Source organism: Dysgonomonas sp. 511 (assembly GCF_010501105.1).
Taxonomy (GTDB): domain Bacteria; phylum Bacteroidota; class Bacteroidia; order Bacteroidales; family Dysgonomonadaceae; genus Dysgonomonas.
Genome location: NZ_QVMQ01000009.1, coordinates 1 through 19,740, shown reverse-complemented (window position 1 = coordinate 19,740; position 19,740 = coordinate 1). Strand labels below are relative to the sequence as shown.

General features: G+C 42.3%; 16 protein-coding genes and 1 pseudogene. 5 read left to right on the top strand and 12 right to left on the bottom strand.

The window, feature by feature from the left end:
* Window positions 1-5: 5 nt before the first annotated feature.
* Window positions 6-365, bottom strand: coding sequence for an arsenate reductase family protein (locus D0T57_RS05115; protein ID WP_163271550.1), 360 nt, complete (start codon window positions 363-365; stop codon window positions 6-8).
* A 413-nt stretch (window positions 366-778) separates the two neighbouring features.
* Here D0T57_RS05115 and D0T57_RS05110 point away from each other — a divergent pair, with 413 nt between their 5' ends.
* Together D0T57_RS05110 and D0T57_RS05105 are read left to right on the top strand one after the other, a co-directional pair.
* Window positions 779-1,816 carry a DUF4831 family protein gene (locus D0T57_RS05110; RefSeq protein ID WP_255490503.1) on the top strand — a complete coding sequence of 346 codons (1,038 nt, stop codon included), beginning with the start codon at window positions 779-781 and terminating at the stop codon, window positions 1,814-1,816.
* 80 nt (window positions 1,817-1,896) lie between these two features.
* On the top strand, window positions 1,897-2,364 hold the full coding sequence (locus D0T57_RS05105; RefSeq protein ID WP_163271548.1) for a CYTH domain-containing protein: 468 nt from the start codon (window positions 1,897-1,899) through the stop codon (window positions 2,362-2,364).
* Window positions 2,365-2,372: 8 nt separating this feature from the next.
* Here D0T57_RS05105 and D0T57_RS05100 read toward each other — a convergent pair whose 3' ends face one another.
* The 8 genes from D0T57_RS05100 to rsfS all read right to left on the bottom strand — a co-directional run bounded on the left by D0T57_RS05100 (window position 2,373) and on the right by rsfS (window position 15,027).
* Window positions 2,373-3,710 (bottom strand): dihydroorotase, encoded by a 1,338-nt coding sequence (locus D0T57_RS05100; protein ID WP_163271546.1) that lies wholly within the window; start codon window positions 3,708-3,710, stop codon window positions 2,373-2,375.
* 128 nt (window positions 3,711-3,838) lie between these two features.
* Entirely contained in the window at window positions 3,839-4,354 is a 516-nt protein-coding gene (locus D0T57_RS05095) for a DUF1573 domain-containing protein (RefSeq protein ID WP_221412287.1), read from the bottom strand.
* An 11-nt stretch (window positions 4,355-4,365) separates the two neighbouring features.
* Complete coding sequence (locus tag D0T57_RS05090; RefSeq protein ID WP_221412286.1) at window positions 4,366-6,477, bottom strand: DUF4838 domain-containing protein; 2,112 nt, start codon at window positions 6,475-6,477, stop codon at window positions 4,366-4,368.
* Between the two features lie 7 nt (window positions 6,478-6,484).
* Window positions 6,485-9,319 carry a tetratricopeptide repeat protein gene (locus D0T57_RS05085; protein WP_163271542.1) on the bottom strand — a complete coding sequence of 945 codons (2,835 nt, stop codon included), beginning with the start codon at window positions 9,317-9,319 and terminating at the stop codon, window positions 6,485-6,487.
* An 87-nt stretch (window positions 9,320-9,406) separates the two neighbouring features.
* A complete protein-coding gene (locus D0T57_RS05080) occupies window positions 9,407-10,870 on the bottom strand; it encodes a glycosyltransferase (RefSeq protein WP_185154631.1) in 1,464 nt (487 codons plus the stop codon).
* Window positions 10,871-10,934: 64 nt separating this feature from the next.
* Window positions 10,935-12,086, bottom strand: a complete 1,152-nt coding sequence (locus tag D0T57_RS05075) for a HEAT repeat domain-containing protein (RefSeq protein ID WP_221412285.1) — start codon at window positions 12,084-12,086, stop codon at window positions 10,935-10,937.
* Window positions 12,087-12,568: 482 nt separating this feature from the next.
* Window positions 12,569-14,596 carry an ATP-dependent zinc metalloprotease FtsH gene (gene ftsH / locus D0T57_RS05070; protein ID WP_163271538.1) on the bottom strand — a complete coding sequence of 676 codons (2,028 nt, stop codon included), beginning with the start codon at window positions 14,594-14,596 and terminating at the stop codon, window positions 12,569-12,571.
* 74 nt (window positions 14,597-14,670) lie between these two features.
* Window positions 14,671-15,027 (bottom strand): ribosome silencing factor, encoded by a 357-nt coding sequence (rsfS, locus tag D0T57_RS05065; protein ID WP_163271536.1) that lies wholly within the window; start codon window positions 15,025-15,027, stop codon window positions 14,671-14,673.
* A gap of 164 nt (window positions 15,028-15,191) precedes the next feature.
* On the opposite strand from rsfS, the gene D0T57_RS05060 reads away from it, so the two are divergent.
* The 3 genes from D0T57_RS05060 to D0T57_RS05050 all read left to right on the top strand — a co-directional run bounded on the left by D0T57_RS05060 (window position 15,192) and on the right by D0T57_RS05050 (window position 17,617).
* Window positions 15,192-16,064: a hypothetical protein gene (locus tag D0T57_RS05060; RefSeq protein WP_163271534.1), complete on the top strand. Its 873-nt coding sequence runs from the start codon at window positions 15,192-15,194 to the stop codon at window positions 16,062-16,064.
* A gap of 8 nt (window positions 16,065-16,072) precedes the next feature.
* Complete coding sequence (miaA, locus tag D0T57_RS05055) at window positions 16,073-16,987, top strand: tRNA (adenosine(37)-N6)-dimethylallyltransferase MiaA (protein ID WP_163271532.1); 915 nt, start codon at window positions 16,073-16,075, stop codon at window positions 16,985-16,987.
* Between the two features lie 228 nt (window positions 16,988-17,215).
* The gene (locus D0T57_RS05050; protein ID WP_163271530.1) at window positions 17,216-17,617 is read left to right on the top strand and encodes a DUF5856 family protein; all 402 of its coding nucleotides are present in this window, start codon (window positions 17,216-17,218) and stop codon (window positions 17,615-17,617) included.
* Between the two features lie 101 nt (window positions 17,618-17,718).
* On the opposite strand, the gene D0T57_RS05045 is transcribed toward D0T57_RS05050, so the two are convergent.
* The 3 genes and pseudogenes from D0T57_RS05045 to D0T57_RS05040 all read right to left on the bottom strand — a co-directional run bounded on the left by D0T57_RS05045 (window position 17,719) and on the right by D0T57_RS05040 (window position 19,489).
* The gene (locus D0T57_RS05045; protein ID WP_163271528.1) at window positions 17,719-18,141 is read right to left on the bottom strand and encodes an HAD family hydrolase; all 423 of its coding nucleotides are present in this window, start codon (window positions 18,139-18,141) and stop codon (window positions 17,719-17,721) included.
* Between the two features lie 153 nt (window positions 18,142-18,294).
* Window positions 18,295-18,381, bottom strand: a pseudogene (locus D0T57_RS15795) (Arm DNA-binding domain-containing protein); the annotation flags it as partial.
* Between the two features lie 598 nt (window positions 18,382-18,979).
* The gene (locus D0T57_RS05040; RefSeq protein ID WP_163271526.1) at window positions 18,980-19,489 is read right to left on the bottom strand and encodes an RteC domain-containing protein; all 510 of its coding nucleotides are present in this window, start codon (window positions 19,487-19,489) and stop codon (window positions 18,980-18,982) included.
* Window positions 19,490-19,740: the final 251 nt, after the last annotated feature.

The window sequence follows — 19,740 nt, the reverse complement described above, 5'->3', positions numbered from 1 at the left end:
ATTTGTTATTTCAGTTTTTCACTCCATTGCTCTTCGTTGAATCCTACCAGGACGAGGTCGTCTGTTACCAAGACCGGCCGTTTGACCACCATGCCGTTCGAAGCCAGAATACCCAGCAGTTCTTCTTCTGAGGCAGTCTTTACCTTTTCTTTCAGGTTGTTTTCCTTGTAAATGTTACCCGATGTATTGAAGAACCTGGCTATGGGAAGGCCGCTTTTTTCTATCCATACAGACAATTCTTTTTCATCCGGATTGTCGGTCGCTATATTGCGGGAGGCAACCTCTATGTTATTCTCTTCGAGCCATTTGGCTGCTTTGCGGCAAGTGCTGCATTTGGGATAGCATAAAAATAGTGCAGGTCTCATATTTCAGTTTTTATATTTTAACTGTTGCAAAATTATGTATTTACTATTCAATAACGCCGCCCAAACCACTAAAGTTCAAAATAAGCGCGGTAAATAATAAAGATGTTTAACATTTAAACGATATTTATCCCGACTTGTTGTAAGAGAATGGGAGAGCCTTAACAAGGTTTTCGCAAAAAATACTTAGATTTGCATCAATAATGTTCTAAGAGCCTTTTTAAATTTTAGCGAAGATATTTCTTATAGGTTCTTTAGTTAGTATAGTTCTTAGCAACTTTTTTATGCTCTTTTTAGCGTATTTTACACATTTTACTCTCGGTTTAGCCCGCTAAACCAGCGAGCAAAACACATAAAATCCATCTAAAAACAGCTATAAAAAAGATTTGCTATAAAATTTAAACAGACTAATAGGATTGAATGTTGCTACGGCTCAAACTACAGTGAAGATGAGTGCCGTGAAAAGCAACAACTATGGCGTTGCCTATTCGTTGCCCAAAACGATGATTGAGGTAAATGCCCATTATACTAAAACTACCCGCAAAGTAGGCGAGTTTTACCAGTATGCCGAGCGTTACCTGAGCATATCGAACCCTATTACAGAAGATGCGGTTATATATACGCTCACCGGCATAGATGCAACAACTCAGGGGATAATAGATAAAGATAAATCTTATCTGGTGGAGTTCAAGGCTAATTCCCTGTCGCCATTTGTAACATTGACAAATGACGGGTTGCTGTGCGCCATAAATGAGGATTATGCTTTTCCGAAAGTGGAAATGGCAGAACTGACCCCGGCCGAGGCTGTAAAGACTGTCGACCCGCGTAGCTATTTGTCGGAAGAAATATTACGGGCAGGTTCGACAGCCAAGCAAGCCGAACTGATAGCCAAGCAGATTTACCGCCTTCGCGAGAGCCGCAACAATATACTGACAGGCGATGCCGATAATATGCCGCCCGACGGACAGGCTTATAAGTTGGTAATGTCGCAACTGGATGAGCAGGAAAAAGCACTTACAGCAATGTTTATCGGCACAGAAAGCTCGGAATCGGGGTCTGAACGGTTTACTGTTGTACCAAACGAGAAAGACATTAAAGACAAGGTACTGTTCCGCTTTTCGGCTAAGCTTGGGATCGTAAGTGCCGACGATTTGTCGGGAGCACCTGTTTACCTGTCGCTGAAAAACAAAGAACCTCGTACCGAACAGGTATTGACCGAAAAGGAGGCCAAGGAAATGGAGAAGAAATTCTCTTCGGGCATTATCTACAATGTGCCAAACAAAGCTGTACTTACTATTACCTACAACAGCAAGGACTATGTAAATACAGAATGCGATGTAGTACAATACGGTGTGCAGGATGTATTGGCCAAACAGATGTTCGACAATAATAAGCGTCCTATAAAGGTGACCTTCTATCCTGAGCTGGGTGCTGTTAAGCAGATTATACAATAGCCCCGAAAAAGGAGGATAAGAAAAATTGTTCCGCTTGTAACTTGTAACTGCCCGAAGGACGAAGTAACTCTGTAACTATTATGCCACAAGAGATAGAACGCAAATTCCTTGTAAAAGGAGATTTCAAGCAGTATGCCTATGCACATGAGCAGATTGTGCAGGGATACCTGTCATCAGTTTCGGAGCGTACTGTGCGTATCCGCATCAAAGGGGATAAGGCCTTCATTACCATCAAAGGAATTAGCAACTCATCGGGTGTTTCGCGTTACGAATGGGAGAAAGAGATCGCTATAGACGAAGCCCGCGAACTGATGATGCTGTGCGAGCCGGGAGTGATAGACAAAGTGCGCTACCTGATAAAATCCGGCAAACATACATACGAAGTAGACGAGTTTCGCGGCGACAACGAAGGCTTGACCGTAGCCGAAATAGAACTCGCCTCGGAAGATGAATCTTTCGACTGTCCCGGTTGGCTTGGCGAGGAAGTTACGGGCGACCTGCGCTATTATAATTCTGCACTCAGCAAGAAGCCATATAAGGACTGGTAAGGACGCCCCTACCTGTCGAATTGCAGAGCCTCGCCCCTCACATCGTTTACTATACCATTCTCGAAAGCAATCTTTCCGTTCAGGAAAGTCTTCTCTATGGTAGCCGACATGGTTTCGCCCTCTAGTGGCGACCATTTGCATTTGTAAAGAATGTTATCCTGCGAAATAGTATAAGGTTTGCCCGGATTCACCAACACGAGGTCGGCAAAATAGCCCTTGCGTATAAATCCGCGCTTGTGTATATTGAACATCTTGGCAGGGGCATGGCACATCTTATTTACTACCTGTTCTTTGGTGATCTTACCCTTATGCGCCAATTCGAGCATCATTTGCAACGAATGCTGTACCAAAGGACCTCCCGAAGCAGCTTTCAAAGCTCCTCCCTGTTTTTCTTCAAGCAAGTGCGGTGCATGGTCGGTGGCTATCACATCCAGTTTGCCTTTGAGCAATCCTTGCATCAATGCTCCTCGGTCTTGCCTTGTCTTTACTGCCGGATTCCATTTGATGCGCGCGCCATAACGCGAATAATCTTCATCGGAGAACCACAGGTGATGGACGCATACCTCTCCTGTTATTTTCTTCTCACAGAGCGGTTTTATGTCGAACAAGCTAATTTCCTTTTCGGTGGAAAGGTGAAGTATGTGCAGGCGTGTCTGGTATTTGTCAGCCAGCTCCACCGCTTCGGCCGACGAGCGGTAGCAGGCTTCGGTGCTTCGGATCAGCGGATGATACTGGATAGGCACATCGTCGCCAAATTCGGCACGGTAGCGTGCAACATTTGCCCGTATTATCTCTTCCTTTTCGCAATGTACGGCAATCAGCATATCCACTTCGGCAAATATGGCTTGCAGTACTTTCTTATCGTCGACAAGCATATTACCAGTCGATGAACCCATAAAGACTTTTATGCCGGGTATCAACTTCGGGTCGGCCTTTTTTAGTTCGGCAATGTTGTCGTTGGTAGCACCCAGATAGAACGAATAGTTGGCAAACGACTTCTCTGCTCCCAGTTCAAACTTCTGGTCGAGCAGGTCGATGGTCGTAGTTTGCGGGTTGGTATTCGGCATCTCCATAAAGGAAGTTACTCCCCCGGCAATGGCGGCGCGGCTCTCGCTGGCAATATCGCCTTTGTGGGTCAGTCCCGGTTCGCGGAAGTGCACCTGATCGTCGATAACGCCCGGCAGGAGCCATAGTCCGTTAGCGTCAACTATCTTTGCCTTGTTTAGTATATGTTCAGGGACTTCTTCGTTGTGGTAGACTTCCGATATCAGGTCTTTTTCTATCAGTACCGAACCGGTGAAGGATATGCCTTCGTTGATAATGGTCGCTTTATGGATTAGTATCATAATGAGTAAATTATTAATCTGGCTTTCGAGAAAGCAAATGTAATAATTTTTAGTAACTGTTGGGAAATAAGAGTTTGTTTAAATTTTACAGCAAATCTTTTTATAGCTACTTTTTACTCCCTCTTCGTCTATGGTTCATTGGTATAATACCCCAGATTAAACTCTTCGCCATCAACCAAATCCTTTTCATTCAGTCCTTTTTCTTTGCGTTCCTCATACAGCTCTTCGTAGTCTCTGGTATATAAGGCATTAGGCACAACATTCAGGTCGAAAGTAAGTTCTTTCTTTTCTTCCGCCTCCAGGTTTGCATAGATGGTCACATAGTGCTTTACATAACCAATATTTTTGCTGCTGTCGTACTTTATCTTTATAAAGCCCTTTCCTCCGGCCGGCAATACTTTAAAGGAAGACTCGTCGACCAACATACAACCGCACGAAACATGTATATCGGTTATAAAGAGGGGATGCTCCCCTGTATTTTGCAGATGATAGACTACATCGAGTTCCTGTCCGCGCAGGATAGGATAATAACACCGCTCCGGGTCGATAATTTCTATTGTCGTTTTCTTATCTTTCAGATTGCAGGAAGACAACACCGAAAGGGCTGAGATAAGGGCTATTGCTTTTGTAATATTTAAGTTCATACTGTTTTATTTTAGTTGAAAAAAATCTCATCGCAGGCAATACTTCTAGCATCCTTGTTGCGAATCATTTTCACAGCGATTGTAGTTGCATCCCTTAGGTCGACACCTGTAACAAAGCCTTTTATACCCGGGCTGTCGCTGTCGATATTTTTCATCTCTGTTATTTCTTTATAAATCATTCCATCTTTGTATATGACTACCTTGCCGGGAGGCAATATATGGTGCTTCCTATCCAGCAAAAAACGGATTGTCATCTTTTTGGCATTCTTTATATTACGGGTACTGAAGCCGATATGGAGCTCGCCGGCGCTGTTGAGCAGCCATCCTTGATGGTAATCGCCTTCGAACCCGACAACGCCGTCGTTCAGCATATCAATCCGGCTGTACTCCCTGTCCAGCTTCGATAAGGCTTCTAATTGCTCTCCTTGCAATTTGTTTCCTTTGGGGACAATTTTAAGTACTCTTTCCCAGCTTTTTATATATGAATCTATTTCTCCTCCAACTTCTTTGTAAGAGGTTAAATCTTCAAATCTTTTATACTCTGCCAAGCGGTTTATATATGTTTTTATTTCGGGATTGATAGCCAAATACCCATCTTGCATTGCCGTAAACCCATCCCCCCCGGATCGCTGGTGGTAAGCTATTTGCAGGCGGGTAAAAGTAAGGGCAGTATAAAGCTTTTGCAGCTTTTGCTTTTCTTCGCCTTTTGCGTTGCTTATCAAAGGAGCAAACGTGTCGTAGAATGATATAAAACCGGGTATATCGAGATAAGAGGCTATAGCCTCTTCAAAACCGCCATATATATTATAAGGCTTGTTTAGCGTCTCCATTTTCTCTTCCAGCGAGAGGTAATAATTGCATAACGCTTTTCCCGATGAAGGATAGTATTTATCGAAAAACTTAGTACACAAACTATCTACCGATAAGTCTGCATCTATCATCAGGTTGGCAGCGACATATGTCTTCACATCATCGAACGGCGCATAATCATACCCATTGGCATTGAGAAAAACCCCGGTCACTCCATTTGCCTTATAGAACTGAAGCTGTTTCTTCAAGCCATGCAAAACAGGTATGGGCGTAAGATAATCGTCGAAATTGGCGGCATAGTCCCAGATATAAATATTATTGGTGTATTCTTTCCATGCATTTAGGGTGCTTAAAAAAGCTTTTACCTCTTTTTGCTGGTTCAAATGAACTCCCTTCGGAATATCTATTGTGCTTATCATAACCCCCATATTGGAGGGAAGCTTTACTTTGGGAGGCTGCGCCGTAGTCAGGTAAGCCGTAGTGAAAAACATATGGTGGGGAAACCGTGAGGCAAGGCGTCCGATAAGCAACGATACCGCAGGAGTGGCATTCGTTGGGCTATTTCCGTTTTGTTTGCACTTGTTGCAATCGCATACAATGAGGTTGTCGTTTGGCATAATCATAAAGCGTTGCCTGTATTTTTCCGAATCACCGTAATTATCGGATATATATGCTTCGATATGGTTGTAGGTTTCATCACTCGAAAAGCAATATTGCTCTCCCATTATCCGTCCATTCTTACGGGCATATATAGCACCGGATGCATTTCTGGCAAACACTTTTTTCAGGTTATGCCCCCATATGCCCCAACTATTGTCTACATTGTGCGCCCCTATAATAGCTGTATATTCTTCGTTTTCGGTATTGCCCCTGAAATGAGGTTCCCGGTATTCGAAATCGAAATTTGCCTGCCGGTCGTGGAAATCGAGGATAGCCGGAGGCAAGTCTTCGGCGGTAAAATATTCGTTGTATCGAGGAATAACATCAAGCAGTTGGTAAATAAGCCATAACATAGCCTCTCCATTTTTGGCTTTCAGGTCAAAGTGTTCCTGTTCGCAGCCGATATAATAATCATATTCCAGTTTGCTGTTTACTTCGATATGTATATTTATAAAACCAGCCTTTTTTTTCTGCAAGAGAACTATATTTTTCTCCTTGCTTCTTTTCGAAAGATGCCTATATAGATAATTTCCCCATTTCTCGCTTTTAGCGTTATCGCTCCAGAAGATGCTGAATCCCGGGGCTTTCAGATAGGGGGGCGTTTTTTTTTCGGAACATCCGAGGGTGAGAAACAAAAGCAGTGAGAGTAGCATATATAGTTTAAAATCGTGCATGTATCTGTATATAAATATGTTGGAAGTTACGGTATTTTCCATCGCCTTCGGCAAAATTATAGCTCTGGTTTTCATAATTATAGATATTGCCGAGCAAACCTACCGACAACCGTTCGTTTATCATATGGTACAATCCCGCTCCCACCATCGTATTAGTCACAGAAAAGCCGTCGTACATCTGCGTATCAATGATTTCTATGTCGGGAGCCGAACCCACGCTACCCATCAGGGTCAGATAACTTCGGGGAGTCAGTATATTGAACCTTGCCTGCCCCAGCAGGTTGTAATAGAACTTGCTGTCGAGGAATACTGCGTTGAATTTCATATTGAGCCACCACGGTTCGATCTCTTTCGAAATGCCGGCAACGATATTTATCATATTCTCATCCATATCGTACAGGTCGCGGTATCCTATTCCCAACTGCGCCTCCCAGTCGTTACGGAATCTTTTGAAAGCGGATGCATTAGCCATGATGGATGCGAAAAATTTGTTCGATGCCGCAATATCGAAACGGGTAGAAATATCGTGTGTCCAACTCCGGTTCCACTCTGCCTGTCCCTGTATGCCTTTGCCGCCTTGCCGCCCTGCATAGTTTATACGCCCGATGTATGTATCCTTTTTTTCGAAGCGGGAGTATTCGATGGTCGATACCGAACTTATCACATCCAATTCGCTAAACCGCCCCCTGAGATGGAAAACACCTATTTCGTTTTTATAAGTCTTGCTCTTCAATGCGCTCAGGTGTTTCTCGAAATTTTTCACTTCCATAAGCGAGGGGTCGTAAAACATCTGGTAATAATAGGCCGAATCGGCAATTTTCAGCTTTTCGAAAGTAACGCCTTTCCAATATTTGAGCGATCTGTTGTCGGGGTCGTATTTCAAGGCCTCGTTCAATACTGCAAGGCTTTCCTCATACTTCGTTTCCTTGATTAGCTGCCGGGCGAGGTCTTCGTTCGCTTGAGAGTGAGCATTGACCATTCCCTTATGATACGGGTTTTTGGCAACTTCTGCCGATAGTATAGATACCGACGGTTCGTGCTGTTTCCGGTAGTTGTATGCTTCTGCCAGTTTCATCTGGCAATAGGCATCGTCAGGATTATTCTCAAGCCCCAGTTTTGCATATTTCACCATCTTGTCATAATCTTTCATCTGAGCCGAAATATTTATTGCATACTGGATACATTGCTCGCTACGGGGATTGACATCCAGCCAGCGATCGGCAATCTGCATAGCATCTTCGAGCCTGTATTCGTCTATCAACTGTTTTGTGTATTCTGTAGCCAGTTCTTCATACCCATTCTTTACGCGCTGAATATCAAACGGGTCGGCAAGGCCTATCACTGCATAGTATTCGTCAAGGGCAAGCATATAGTTCCCTTGCTTGCCATAGATGACAGCCCTCTTGATCTTCCAGTCGAGTTCGTCGGGATATTTTTCTATCAACGAGTTTAGTGTATTTAAGGCCTCGTTGTATTTGCCAAGCTGATAAGAACAATTGTACATCGACGACAAGGCTATTTTCTTCTGTTCGTCGTCGCCATATTCAGCTATAAACATCCAGTGATTGGAAGCCTGATCGAACAATCCGTCATTCATACAGCCCTTTGCCTGCCTGTAACGGTATGCAACATATTCGGCCAATACATCGGTATCTTCGGGATAGCCCTGAAACAGCTTTATTGTAATCTGGTCTGCTTTGCCTTGCGAGCCCATCAGCTCATATACTTGTTTTTCTTTTGCCAGCAGATCTTTTGTTTCGCCTCTTATGCTTTTGGCTTTTGCCAATACGGCCAGTGCATCGTCGTAGAATCTTTTGGATATGGCATTGCTTATCACATAATTGAATGCTTCTTCATTGCGCGGGTTGCGCTCATACAGTTGAAGGTACAATATGTATGGATCAGAGTTTTTCTGGTATTTTGCCGCCTTTTCGAGGAAATAATCATATCTCCTCGAAAAATGCGAGCTATTGCCTCCTCCTTCGGTTGATTTCATTTTAAGGAAAGCCAGTACATCGTCGTACCGGTGCATTTCGCCCAATATATCGGCTTTTTTGTCTATCAGCTTCACGCTATTGGGAAGGTGCAGCAATCCTTTTTCTGCATTCGACAGAGCCTTTTCAAAATCTCCTGCCTTCAGAAAATTGTTTATCAGTTGGATATAATATTCTTCATTTTTGGGATCGCCTTCTACAAGATTGGTAGAGAGATCTATAGCTTCTTCTATTTTCCCTTCTTCTTTTTTGTTTATAGCCTCTTGTTCTATGTAATGCAAATATGCGTTTTTGATACTGATATCGTCGGGATACACCTGGCTTATACGTTTCAGCAGGCGGTTGGCTTCCATATGGTTTCCTTGCAGGCGGTACACATCTATTTTTTTGCGCCACAACCCTTTCCAATACGGATTTACCTCCAGCAATTCGTTAATATAGCAGATAGCACTGGAATATCGCTCGGTAATGATTTCCACATTCACCAGTATTTGCTTGGCCTCCAGGTTCTTTTTGTTGTGCTTAAGCGACTCCATCAGTTCGAAGCGGGCCTTGTCGTACATCTTCTTCTCGTAATAATAGCGTCCGAGAAACATCCGCAGGTCGGAATCGTCAGGATATTTTTCCAATCCCTCATCCACTATTTTTTTCCCTTCTTCCCATTCGCCTTTTTGAAAATGACTGCTTATTCTTTCTGTGTAATTCTCCCTGTTGTCTAGCCTGGCAATACCTTGTCCTTGCATAGTGTGGATAGTAGAAAGAAACAGAACGGAAACAATGATGCCTTTCAACAGGATTGTCTTTATCTCGGAAATCTGGTTATTCATATTAAGTTATTGGTGATAATTGTCTGGGTTTTCCTCAAAATTGTGTTTCTAATCAATATCTGTATCTTCTTCAAGATGACAGAAGGCCTATAGTGCCACCTTTTCGGGCACTACATTTCCGGGAGGATTGTTGCGGCTCTGGTCGAAACCCTGCCTTTTCATCGCACCCCATTCCAGTCTCCGGCTCAACAAGAAATTCACATAACCCTTGAGGCTGAAAAAGACGATAAACGGATGGTATAAGACCACCTCTACAAGAGAGAATAGAACCAGCTTTATGTATTCCCTGAATTTGTTGTAAAGCTTATCGACCGACAGGTCGATCGCTATGGCAATGCTGGATATGGTAACTCCTATCAGATATATATAACCAAATATAACATATGCCGTTTCGAAATTTATCCGCCCTGTCAGCAACAGAAAGATGAAGACGATGAAGCCTGTAACTTCGATGACAGGAGCCAAAAATTCGAAAAGAAATACATACGGCAAGGTTATCAGGCCTGTACGCCCGTATTTAGGGTTGAACAAGAATTTGCGGTGGACAACAAACATCTGCATAAGCCCTTGCCCCCATCTTGTCCGTTGCTTGTTCAATACCGATAGGTTGGGGGGGCCTTCTGTCCAGCAAGTGGTGACAGGGATGTAGGCGACCTTATATTTCTTCTTATAGTCTCTCATATAAGCCATCATACGGAGAAGCATATCCATATCTTCGGCATGCGAAACGGGGTCGTACCCTCCGGCCTCGACAGCCACCGATTTGTCGAACAGCCCCAATCCTCCCGATACATTGGGCACGGCATTGATAAAAGACCATCCCATCTTACTCACCAGATACGAACGCAGGTATTCTATCTCCTGAAAACAAGGAACGATACGCAACGGGGGGCGCACGCGTGTAATAACACCATTTTCGTTTATCTCGCAACTATTAGCCATCCGCATGGTTGCGCCTACGGCAATTACCTGCGTGGAAGAGTTTAGTACGGGCTGAATCATTTTGGTAAGAGCGTCGCGCGACAAGATGCAATCGACATCAGTACACAGGAAGTAGGGGAAAACTGAGGCATTGATTCCCGCATTGGTGGCATCGGCCTTAGTTCCTCCATTTTCTTTATCTACGATGGTCAACTTCTGATAACGGGGGTCGGTCGATTTCAAAACCCGCCTGAAAGGCCGGGTTTTTATTTTTTCGATATATGCAAAAGACGTTTCTACCAACTGGTATTCGTCGATGAGCAAATCCAGTGTTTTGTCGGTACTCCCATCGTTTACGATGACTACTTCAAACAGCGGATAGTCGAGGGTCAACATGGAACGTACGTTTGCTATGATTGTTTTTTCTTCGTTGTATGCCGGGGCTATTACCGATACACCGGGCACAAAAGGCGACTCTTTGAGTATCTTATCCTCTTTTTTCGTAAACCTCCACTTGTATCTCCTTATGCCAATGTAGCTCATAACGGTAAGTGTGACAGTACCTACGATGATAAGTGTTGCGTAGAAAAACACATAATACTGGAAAAAATATATAATATCTTCTATCATAAAAATGGGGGATTTGATTAGTATGTGGGTTCGTCTCCTCTTTCTTCACACACTGTATATGTATTTATATTGCCAGGTTATAGCTTAGCAAAGGATTGCTGACGTGCTCGAACATTTGCCGCGAAAAGCCTTCTGCTTCTTTTTGCATCGTATCGAACAGTTTACGTCCGGCTGTTCCATAGTTGTAAATTGCATGAAGAATGATAATCTTACTCTCGCTGTCGTGTGCATCGAAATAGGCTTCTTCGAGAAAAGACAATGCCTCGCCTGAATTTAATTTCTGTATAGCCTTTATTATGCTTTGCTGTACGGTTACAGGTTGTTGCTGGTAATTTTCCATCAGCCGTTTTTCGGCGAGGTGGCATTTTAGTTCTCCTAGTGCTTCGATGCAATGCCGGCGGAGTTTCATGTCCTGCGTATCCAGTATTTCCAACAGGTAATAGCAACTTTCTTTTTGGTTCAGTAGCTTTATTTCATCTACGAGGAAACACCTGAAAGCCGAGTTCTTCGAATTTTTGATCCATTGGGTAAGGCTCGGAAGCTTTTCATCTTCTGCTTTCTTGCTCAGGATACGGTGAATTTCTATTTTATCCCACTGGTTGAAGGTGTTGTCGAAGTTTTCGTCGAGAAACTTAAAAGGGCTGTTCTGGCTCAGGTGCATGTAATACGAGCGTGCCCTTTTTCTCAGGAATTGGTTCTTGTTGTTGGTCAGCGATGCGATAACAGCTCCGGGAATCTCAATATTAAAGTCGTCGAGTTTGCGCAATGCCCTCTGGCGCGAAGCCATGCTTCCGTACTTGAGTTTCTTCTCCCAGAATTGCTGGAGGTTGAAGTAAATGATTACACTTCTGTAATTTTCTTCATTTATATTCTTCTCTTTCGAGCGGAAAAAGAGAAGGATGTTGGTAATAATCCGTTTCTTCCGGCCGGAAAGTTTCTTGACATTACAATTCAGCCTACTGGCAATGTCCTCCGGATAATACATATCCGGGGATGTTATAATATGCTTGATTTCATCGGCGTATTTGTTCTTAAGCACTTTTTGCAGCTTTCTTTTCTCGTCGTACTTTTTCTTTTCTTTTGCAAAACTCAGGAACACAAAACAATAGAAGGGCGCAAATATGGTCAAAGCTACGACTGCTACCCGTATGATAAAGGGGAAGCCCAGAAATGTGTAATACAGATAATATAAATAATACTCTATAAGCATAGGCATTCTTTAGGTGAGAAACTGTTATTAAACAGCATCAAAGTAGGATTTGGGCATTTTTTAATCTTAGTAACTGTTAAGGGAATATCTCAAATTGGTTTTTATCTAAAAAAAAACAGAAGTTTTTCGTTTATCTCCTAACAGTTACTTGGAAGCAAAAATATATAAAACAGAAGAGTAATACCGGACAAATTCTGACATTCTGGGCAGGCGTATTTTCTAATTCAGAAAATATTGCATACCGTTTTTCGGAAATAGTGTATGTTTTGCATTCTAATGAATGCTTTCATTTCATTCAATGAAAATATATAGTATCGGCAACCCTGATTTTGTAGATCGTGAATATTTGGCAACAATACATGGGTAAGACAATGCTGAGATGATGTTTTATTGCATGAGCTGTGTGCAGGATTTTCACAACACAAAGAAGGTGTCCTTTATTACTTTCGGGACACCTTCTTTCTTTATCAATTCGTTTCCTTAATATTCTATTCCTCTTCCGATTGTCCGCCTTCGGCTAAGATACCCGGCGCATCATCACCTTTATTGATATCTATTTCAATCTTTTCGGGCAGCTCTTCGGTTTCTTTTATCAGTTCTTCGGAACGCGATATCCATTGACGTTCGCCAAATATTTTTTTCAGGTCGTCGGCATATATCACTTCTTCTTTTACCAATAGGTCGGCAAGCTGGTTATGCCCTTCGGTATGTTCGCGAAGCAAAGCTTTTGCCCGTTCGTACTGCTCATTTATCATGGCTTGTACTTCGTTGTCGATAAGCAAAGCAGTCTGTTCGCTATATGGCTTGGTGAAACCATAACTATCGCCTGTAGAATCGTAGTAGCTGATATTAGACAGCTTTTCGCTCATCCCCAGATAAGATATCATAGCATAAGCCTGCTTGGTTACACGTTCGAGGTCGTTGGCTGCTCCCGAAGAAATATGTCCTACGAACACTTCCTCAGCAGCACGTCCGCCAAGCAATGCGCACATTTCGTCGAGCATTTGCTCTTTGGTGGTTATCTGCCTTTCTTCCGGCAAGTACCATGCAGCGCCAAGTGCTTTGCCTCGTGGTACGATGGTAACTTTCACCAGTGGGTTGGCATATCTCAAGAACCAGCTCAATGTAGCGTGTCCAGCTTCGTGTATGGCAATAGTCTTACGTTCTTCTACGGTGGTAACCTTATTCTTTTTCTCCAGTCCGCCTATAATGCGGTCTACAGCATTGGTGAAATCGTCTTTTTGAACCACCTTTTTGCCTTTTCGGGCAGCTATCAGGGCAGCCTCGTTACATACATTGGCTATGTCGGCACCCGAGAATCCCGGTGTCTGTCGCGCAAGGAAATCGGCATCTACCGAATCGTCTATTTTTACAGGGCGTAGGTGCACCTTGAATATTTCTTTCCGGTCGCTGAGGTCGGGCAAGTCTACCATTATCTGACGGTCGAACCGTCCGGCACGCAGCAAGGCTTTATCCAAAATGTCGGCACGGTTGGTAGCAGCCAGTATAATGATACCGCTGTTTGTCCCGAAACCGTCCATCTCTGTCAATAATTGGTTGAGGGTATTTTCGCGCTCGTCGTTCGAACCCATATTCGGGTTGCGCCCGCGGGCACGCCCTATGGCATCTATTTCGTCGATAAAGATAATGCAAGGCGATTTTTCTTTTGCTTGCTTAAACAGGTCGCGCACACGCGATGCTCCTACGCCGACAAACATTTCTACAAAGTCGGAACCCGACATGGAGAAAAACGGCACATTAGCCTCTCCTGCCACAGCCTTGGCAAGCAATGTCTTACCTGTTCCCGGAGGACCTACAAGCAAGGCTCCTTTCGGAATTTTACCTCCTATTTCGGTATAGCGTGAAGGGTTTTTAAGAAACTCTACTATTTCCTCTATTTCTTCTTTGGCTTCCGATAGTCCGGCTACGTCTTTGAATGTGACACGCAAGTCTGCCCCTTTGTCATACAACTGGGCTTTCGATTTGCCTACGCTGAACACTCCGCCTCCGCCACCTGAGCCTCCGCCCGACATACGGCGCATCATATAGATGAAGAGGGCAAATATGAGGATGATAGGCAAGAATCCGATAAGGATATCTACAAAATTAGTTCCTGTTTCGTAGCTTACGTCGATGTCGTAGTTGTACTCAGTCCGTATTTTGTCGTAGAAATCGGAAAACTTGTCAGCCGACGGTATGCGAACGATTATCGAAGGGTCGTTTCCGGCGCGTTCGGCTTCTTTCTTGAATACATGGTCGACCGAATCTTTGCGCACAAATGCTTTCAAGGCATTGGCCTTGTTGTCTACAACTATCTTCCTTATGCTGTTATCTTTGACATAACCCTGGAAATCCGACCACGGCACTTCTTTGGTTACACTGTTTTCGGAAAAGAAATACATCCCGACGATTGCCCCGAATACCAACAGGTATATCCAGTAAAGGTTGAACGGCATTTTAGGCCCCCTTACAGGCATCTTGGGCTTGTTGCTTTCGCCATTGTTATTATTGTCCATATATATTTTGTTGATTATATACTAAGTTTATCCCTATCGGAGAAGTATTAACAACTGACATAAGGTGTTTGTTGTCACTCTATATCGGGAATACTTTCGAGTTTTGCATCAGCCCATAAATTTTCGATATTATAAAATTCACGCAATTCGGGCAAGAATACATGAACAATAACCGTACCATAATCTATACCTACCCAACGGGCTTCGCGCAAGCCGTCGATAGTAATAGGGCGTTCTTTTTTCTTTTTCAACGAATCGACTACTTCGTCGGAAATTGCTGATACTTGTGTAGGTGTGTTTCCTTCGCAGATAACAAAATACTGGCAGATAGAACCAGGCAATTCTGTCATATCTACTATGACTATGTTTTTAGCTTTTTTCTCCTGGCAAGCGCCGACAATACTATTTACTAAATTTTTTACTTCTTTCATTCTTAATTTTAGAGTATATAAAGTCTGTTTGAACCTACAAATATAATCCGTTTTTTTAAACATTTAGTCTTTATCGGCTGCAAGAACAAAGTTTTGATGCAATAAAAATCAAATAAAGAGCAAATTTATTGTATTTTCGGCTTTTGGATGTATTTATTACGTTTATGAAAGTGAAGTTATGCTCTTTATTGCTCTGTTTCTTTCTCTTATCGTGTGCCAGCCGGAAAATAGAGAAAGAAGAGTTTTATGTTCCACAATATTCTTATCCCGATTTTTCGGGAGGAGACGATGAGCTTAGAAAATATCTGACAAAGGTGATACAATACCCTATCTCAAGACTGGAAGACGAAGAGTATGTTGTAGCCAATTGCCTGATAGGTAAAGATGGAGCAGTAAAACAAGTGGTTACTGCATCCGTATTAGAGAATGAATTTGGCATAGAGGTAAAAAAGGTATTGCAACACATACCTAAGTTTATACCGGGTAGAGTCAGCAGAAAACCATCTGAACTACTTTGCGTGATTCCCGTATATTTTAGGATTGCCGGAGAAAATGAGCAAAGGCCATTTATCTTTGTCGAACAACTCGCCCAATTTCCCGGAGGCAATAAAGAATTGGAGAAATTTATCTGCAAGAATGTGAAATACTCTTTCGAAGACCATTTCAGGAATAAAAAAAGGAAACTCCAAGCACATTTCGAACTCGACAAGACAGGTGCTTTAAAATATAGCAAAATAGTAAAAGGCATCTCGCCCAAGTATGACAAAAGACTTTTGGACGCTTTAAACAAAATGCCTAAATGGGTTCCGGGCAGTGCCCGTAGTTTCCCTCCACGTCTATTATATAGGCTGACAATATCATATGACACGAAGTGGGTATTGTGCTATCCCAAGCCTGTAATTACAGTCGACCTCGATAGTTATAGCCTAAGGGGTATAGATACGGATTCATTACCGGAAGATTATCTGGACGATATTTTTGAAAATAAAGAAAAAATAAAGTTTTACGAACCTATTTATATTATAGGACATAAGTAATAAAAGACATGAGCAAATACGAACTAATCACCATAACAGGCCCTACTGCATCGGGCAAAACCTCTTTTGCCTGCCATCTGGCTCGCCATCTCGATACCGAGATTATAAGCGGCGATTCGCGGCAGGTCTACCGTTCGATGGATATAGGGACGGGCAAAGACCTTTCGGACTATATCGTAAACGGCAGGCAAATCCCCTATCACCTGATAGATATACGCGAAGCCGGCGACAAGTATAATATCTTCGAATACCAGCACGATTTTCACGAAGCATTTACCGGCATCAGCAAACGGGGAAAACTACCAATTTTATGTGGCGGGTCGGGTCTTTATATCGAATCGGTCTTGCGCGGCTACTCATTAGTCAATGTGCCGGAGAATAAAGAGCTGAGGGCAAGATATGAAGATTGTCCCCTCGAAGAATTGACCAAAATACTTGCAAGCTATAAGCCGCTGCACAACACCACCGATGTAGATACCGCACAGCGGGCAATCCGTGCGATAGAAATAGAGGAATACAAAAAACAGCATCCATTGGAGCAAAACGAGTTCCCTCCATTAAGCAGCCTTGTGATAGGGGTAAATATAGACCGCGAACTACGCCGCAAAAAAATATCCGAACGGTTGAAAGCGCGTCTCGACGAAGGCATGATAGACGAAGTGCAAGCCATACTCGACAAAGGCGTATCGCCTGAAGACCTTATCTACTATGGGCTGGAATATAAATTCGTCACCCTATACCTGCAAAAAGAACTTACCTATCAGGAGATGTATTCGCAACTCGAAATTGCCATACACCAGTTTGCCAAACGCCAGATGACGTGGTTCAGGGGCATGGAAAAACGCGGGGTACATATCCATTGGTTAGATGCGCTGTTGCCGGTAGAAGAAAAAATAAGCAGGGTAGAAGAATTGTTAAAGTAAAGTTTACCAGAATACAAGCCGGAGAATATTCAGAGAAGGTGTCCTTTATTACGTTTGGGACACCTTCTTTGGTGTGGAGCATAGTCGACATTTCAAAAAGTTGTAATGAACAAAATAGAGGTTACAGTGTTTATTAGATGTATCTCCTCCGAAAAAGGAGTGTAAAGATAGAGCCAAACTGTTGGGTTCGGTCTAAAGGAAATTAATAACAATAAAAAATATATAATTATGAGCACTTCAACTATGCAAAAGAAATCCACATCCGTAAATACGGAAGTAGGTACATTTATCGGAAAGATATTCTCGTTCAACAGCAGTCTGAAACTTTATCACTGGCATATCTCAGGCAAGGGTAGCTATGCTCAACACATAGCTATCGACCAGGCTCTCGAAGATTTGCTGGATGTGATTGACCGTTTGACCGAGACTTCTTATGCAGTGAAAGGGGATTTGGAAATTACAATTCCCGAAACAAGACTTCCTAACGATCTGATCAATCATGCGGAAGAATTCTACAAATACTCAGAAAGCCAGAGGGAACTATTTGCCGAAGCCTTCACGCAGGCCATCATCGACGACTTGCAAGAGGCTATCCAACAAATGTTGTACCGTCTGAAGCGACTACAATAAATAATAGTAAGAATAGTGATTAGATGCCCAAAGAGCAGCCCTTGGCAACAGGGGTTGCTTTTTCATTTTCTGCAATCCTTTTTTCTGATAGTTACTTACTCCTACAAAATACCCTGCTCGACCAACATTTCCCTTATCTTTTTCCAATTGGCATAGGGTCTTTCCGATTCGGGATCGTCTACCACCAGCGGACAACCCAATGCAGCATCGTCGATATACAAATGCCCATAGGCCTTTGGCGAAGAAGTCCAGAAACGTTGCTTCGGGTTCTTCTGGATGCCATACAAGGGGATGCCCTGACGGCTAAACCACTCTACGGCTTCCGTCAGCACATTTTCTTCCACTACAGTCTCTTGCCCGTCTATTTTTTTCTTTTTTTTGCGGTCGCTCCGCATGGTGAAAAGGATGAGCTTATGCCCTTTTTCCACAAGTTCTTTCAACACGGGCACAGCCCCTATGTCTTTCCCTATCGTGGGGTATTCGTGGGCAACACATGTGCCGTCGAAGTCAATACATATATCCATAATATTTATATAACAGGATGATGGCAGGTTTTGTTTTAGGAGCAACTCCCTTAACCTTTCCTGAAGGCAAGGTTGCTAAGTTCTGATTGTACTCTTTCTGCTGAGCTTTTAGATGGAGTGGATTGTTTTCTCCGAAATAATTGTTTGGATATTGTCTTTGCAGATTCTTATCATTAATGGGTGTGAACCATCTGCAAGTGTTTTTGATTTGAATAACACTACATTAACTGTTGCATTCATGTGAGTTTTTGGTTTAACTCTTGGTTTAACTGAATGTAGAAAACCCGTACTCAAACCAAAGCAAAACAGGTAGTATTTAAAACAAAAAAGAGCCACACTTCTGCGTAACTCTCTGATTTTTAAGTGGTCCCACCTGGTTCCACTTTATATTTTCTAAATGTTATTATTTCAACTGTTTATAACATTACTCTATTTCAATAGTAATGGTTTAGTAATGTATTCGAATGTCTCTTAAATACCACTTTTGGCTTGAAGTTGACCTCATTCTTTTATGTGATTCAAATATATAAAATAAGGGTGAGATATCCAATTGTGAAGTCTTATTTCTATCTCATACGAAGTGAGATATTTTATAAAGTATGATTTAAAGTGCAGATTAAAGGAATTCTTTGTAGAATGGGCAAATAGGAAAAAGTGTGGAGTCATTTTTCCCGGAACAGAGGCACTGGTATACCTTTACAAACAGGAAAAATAATCCACACTTTATAAGCATGAATGGTATTTCCTATTTTCTCGTTTGTAAATTCAAAAATTACCAGTTTTCTATTCATAGAGAAAATGAAGAATATGCAGTTTAAAGTTCAGTCATATTAACGTATCAATCATTTATTTTTCTTCGGATCTTCTTTTTCTTAAAAATACCGTTATCCATATTATCCATTCTTTCGTTTAACTTTTCAATCATTTCATCAAGAAAGAGAGTACGGCTTCCGACTCTTCGTCGAATAGCACGGAAAGTATCGTAACAATCTTTTACTTCAAAAGAGAATAGTTGACAGAGGATTTCAATCAATAGATTAATATCTATTTCCCCATTCTCAAATTTCTTAGTTTCCAGAGCACCATATGCAAATTCTACCAAATCGGCAGCCGTTCCGGTCCAATGAAGGTCTTGTTCAGATTTTTTTTCTTTTTGATTTCCTTTATTGCTATTATTCTGTAATTGCCATTGCAAAATCCTCAGTTCTATATCAATAAGAGAGATTGCCTTGATTGTATATTTTAAGGCATTTTTTTTCCTCCTTATCGGATAACCCGTCTCGTATTCCAACAAGTTCCAAACGAACAAAGCCAAGGTGATAATACAGCTTTGCGATGTTTGATTCAATCTGTAGTTTGTCTAATAACTTTAGTGCAAATTCGTCATAGGCTTTTGTTAACTCCGTTAATACATCTTTCTCTTTTGAGGCTTTCGTTAATAGTAGAAATAATCTCGAATTCATTAATTGTTTCATAATCTTGAATATTTATATTAGTAAATGAGGGTGTGTCAAAAGCCCCAAAATATGAAAGACCGAAGTTTTTAATAGCTTCGGTCTTTTTCGTTCACTCTAAAATATGTATCTTAGAGTTGCAATG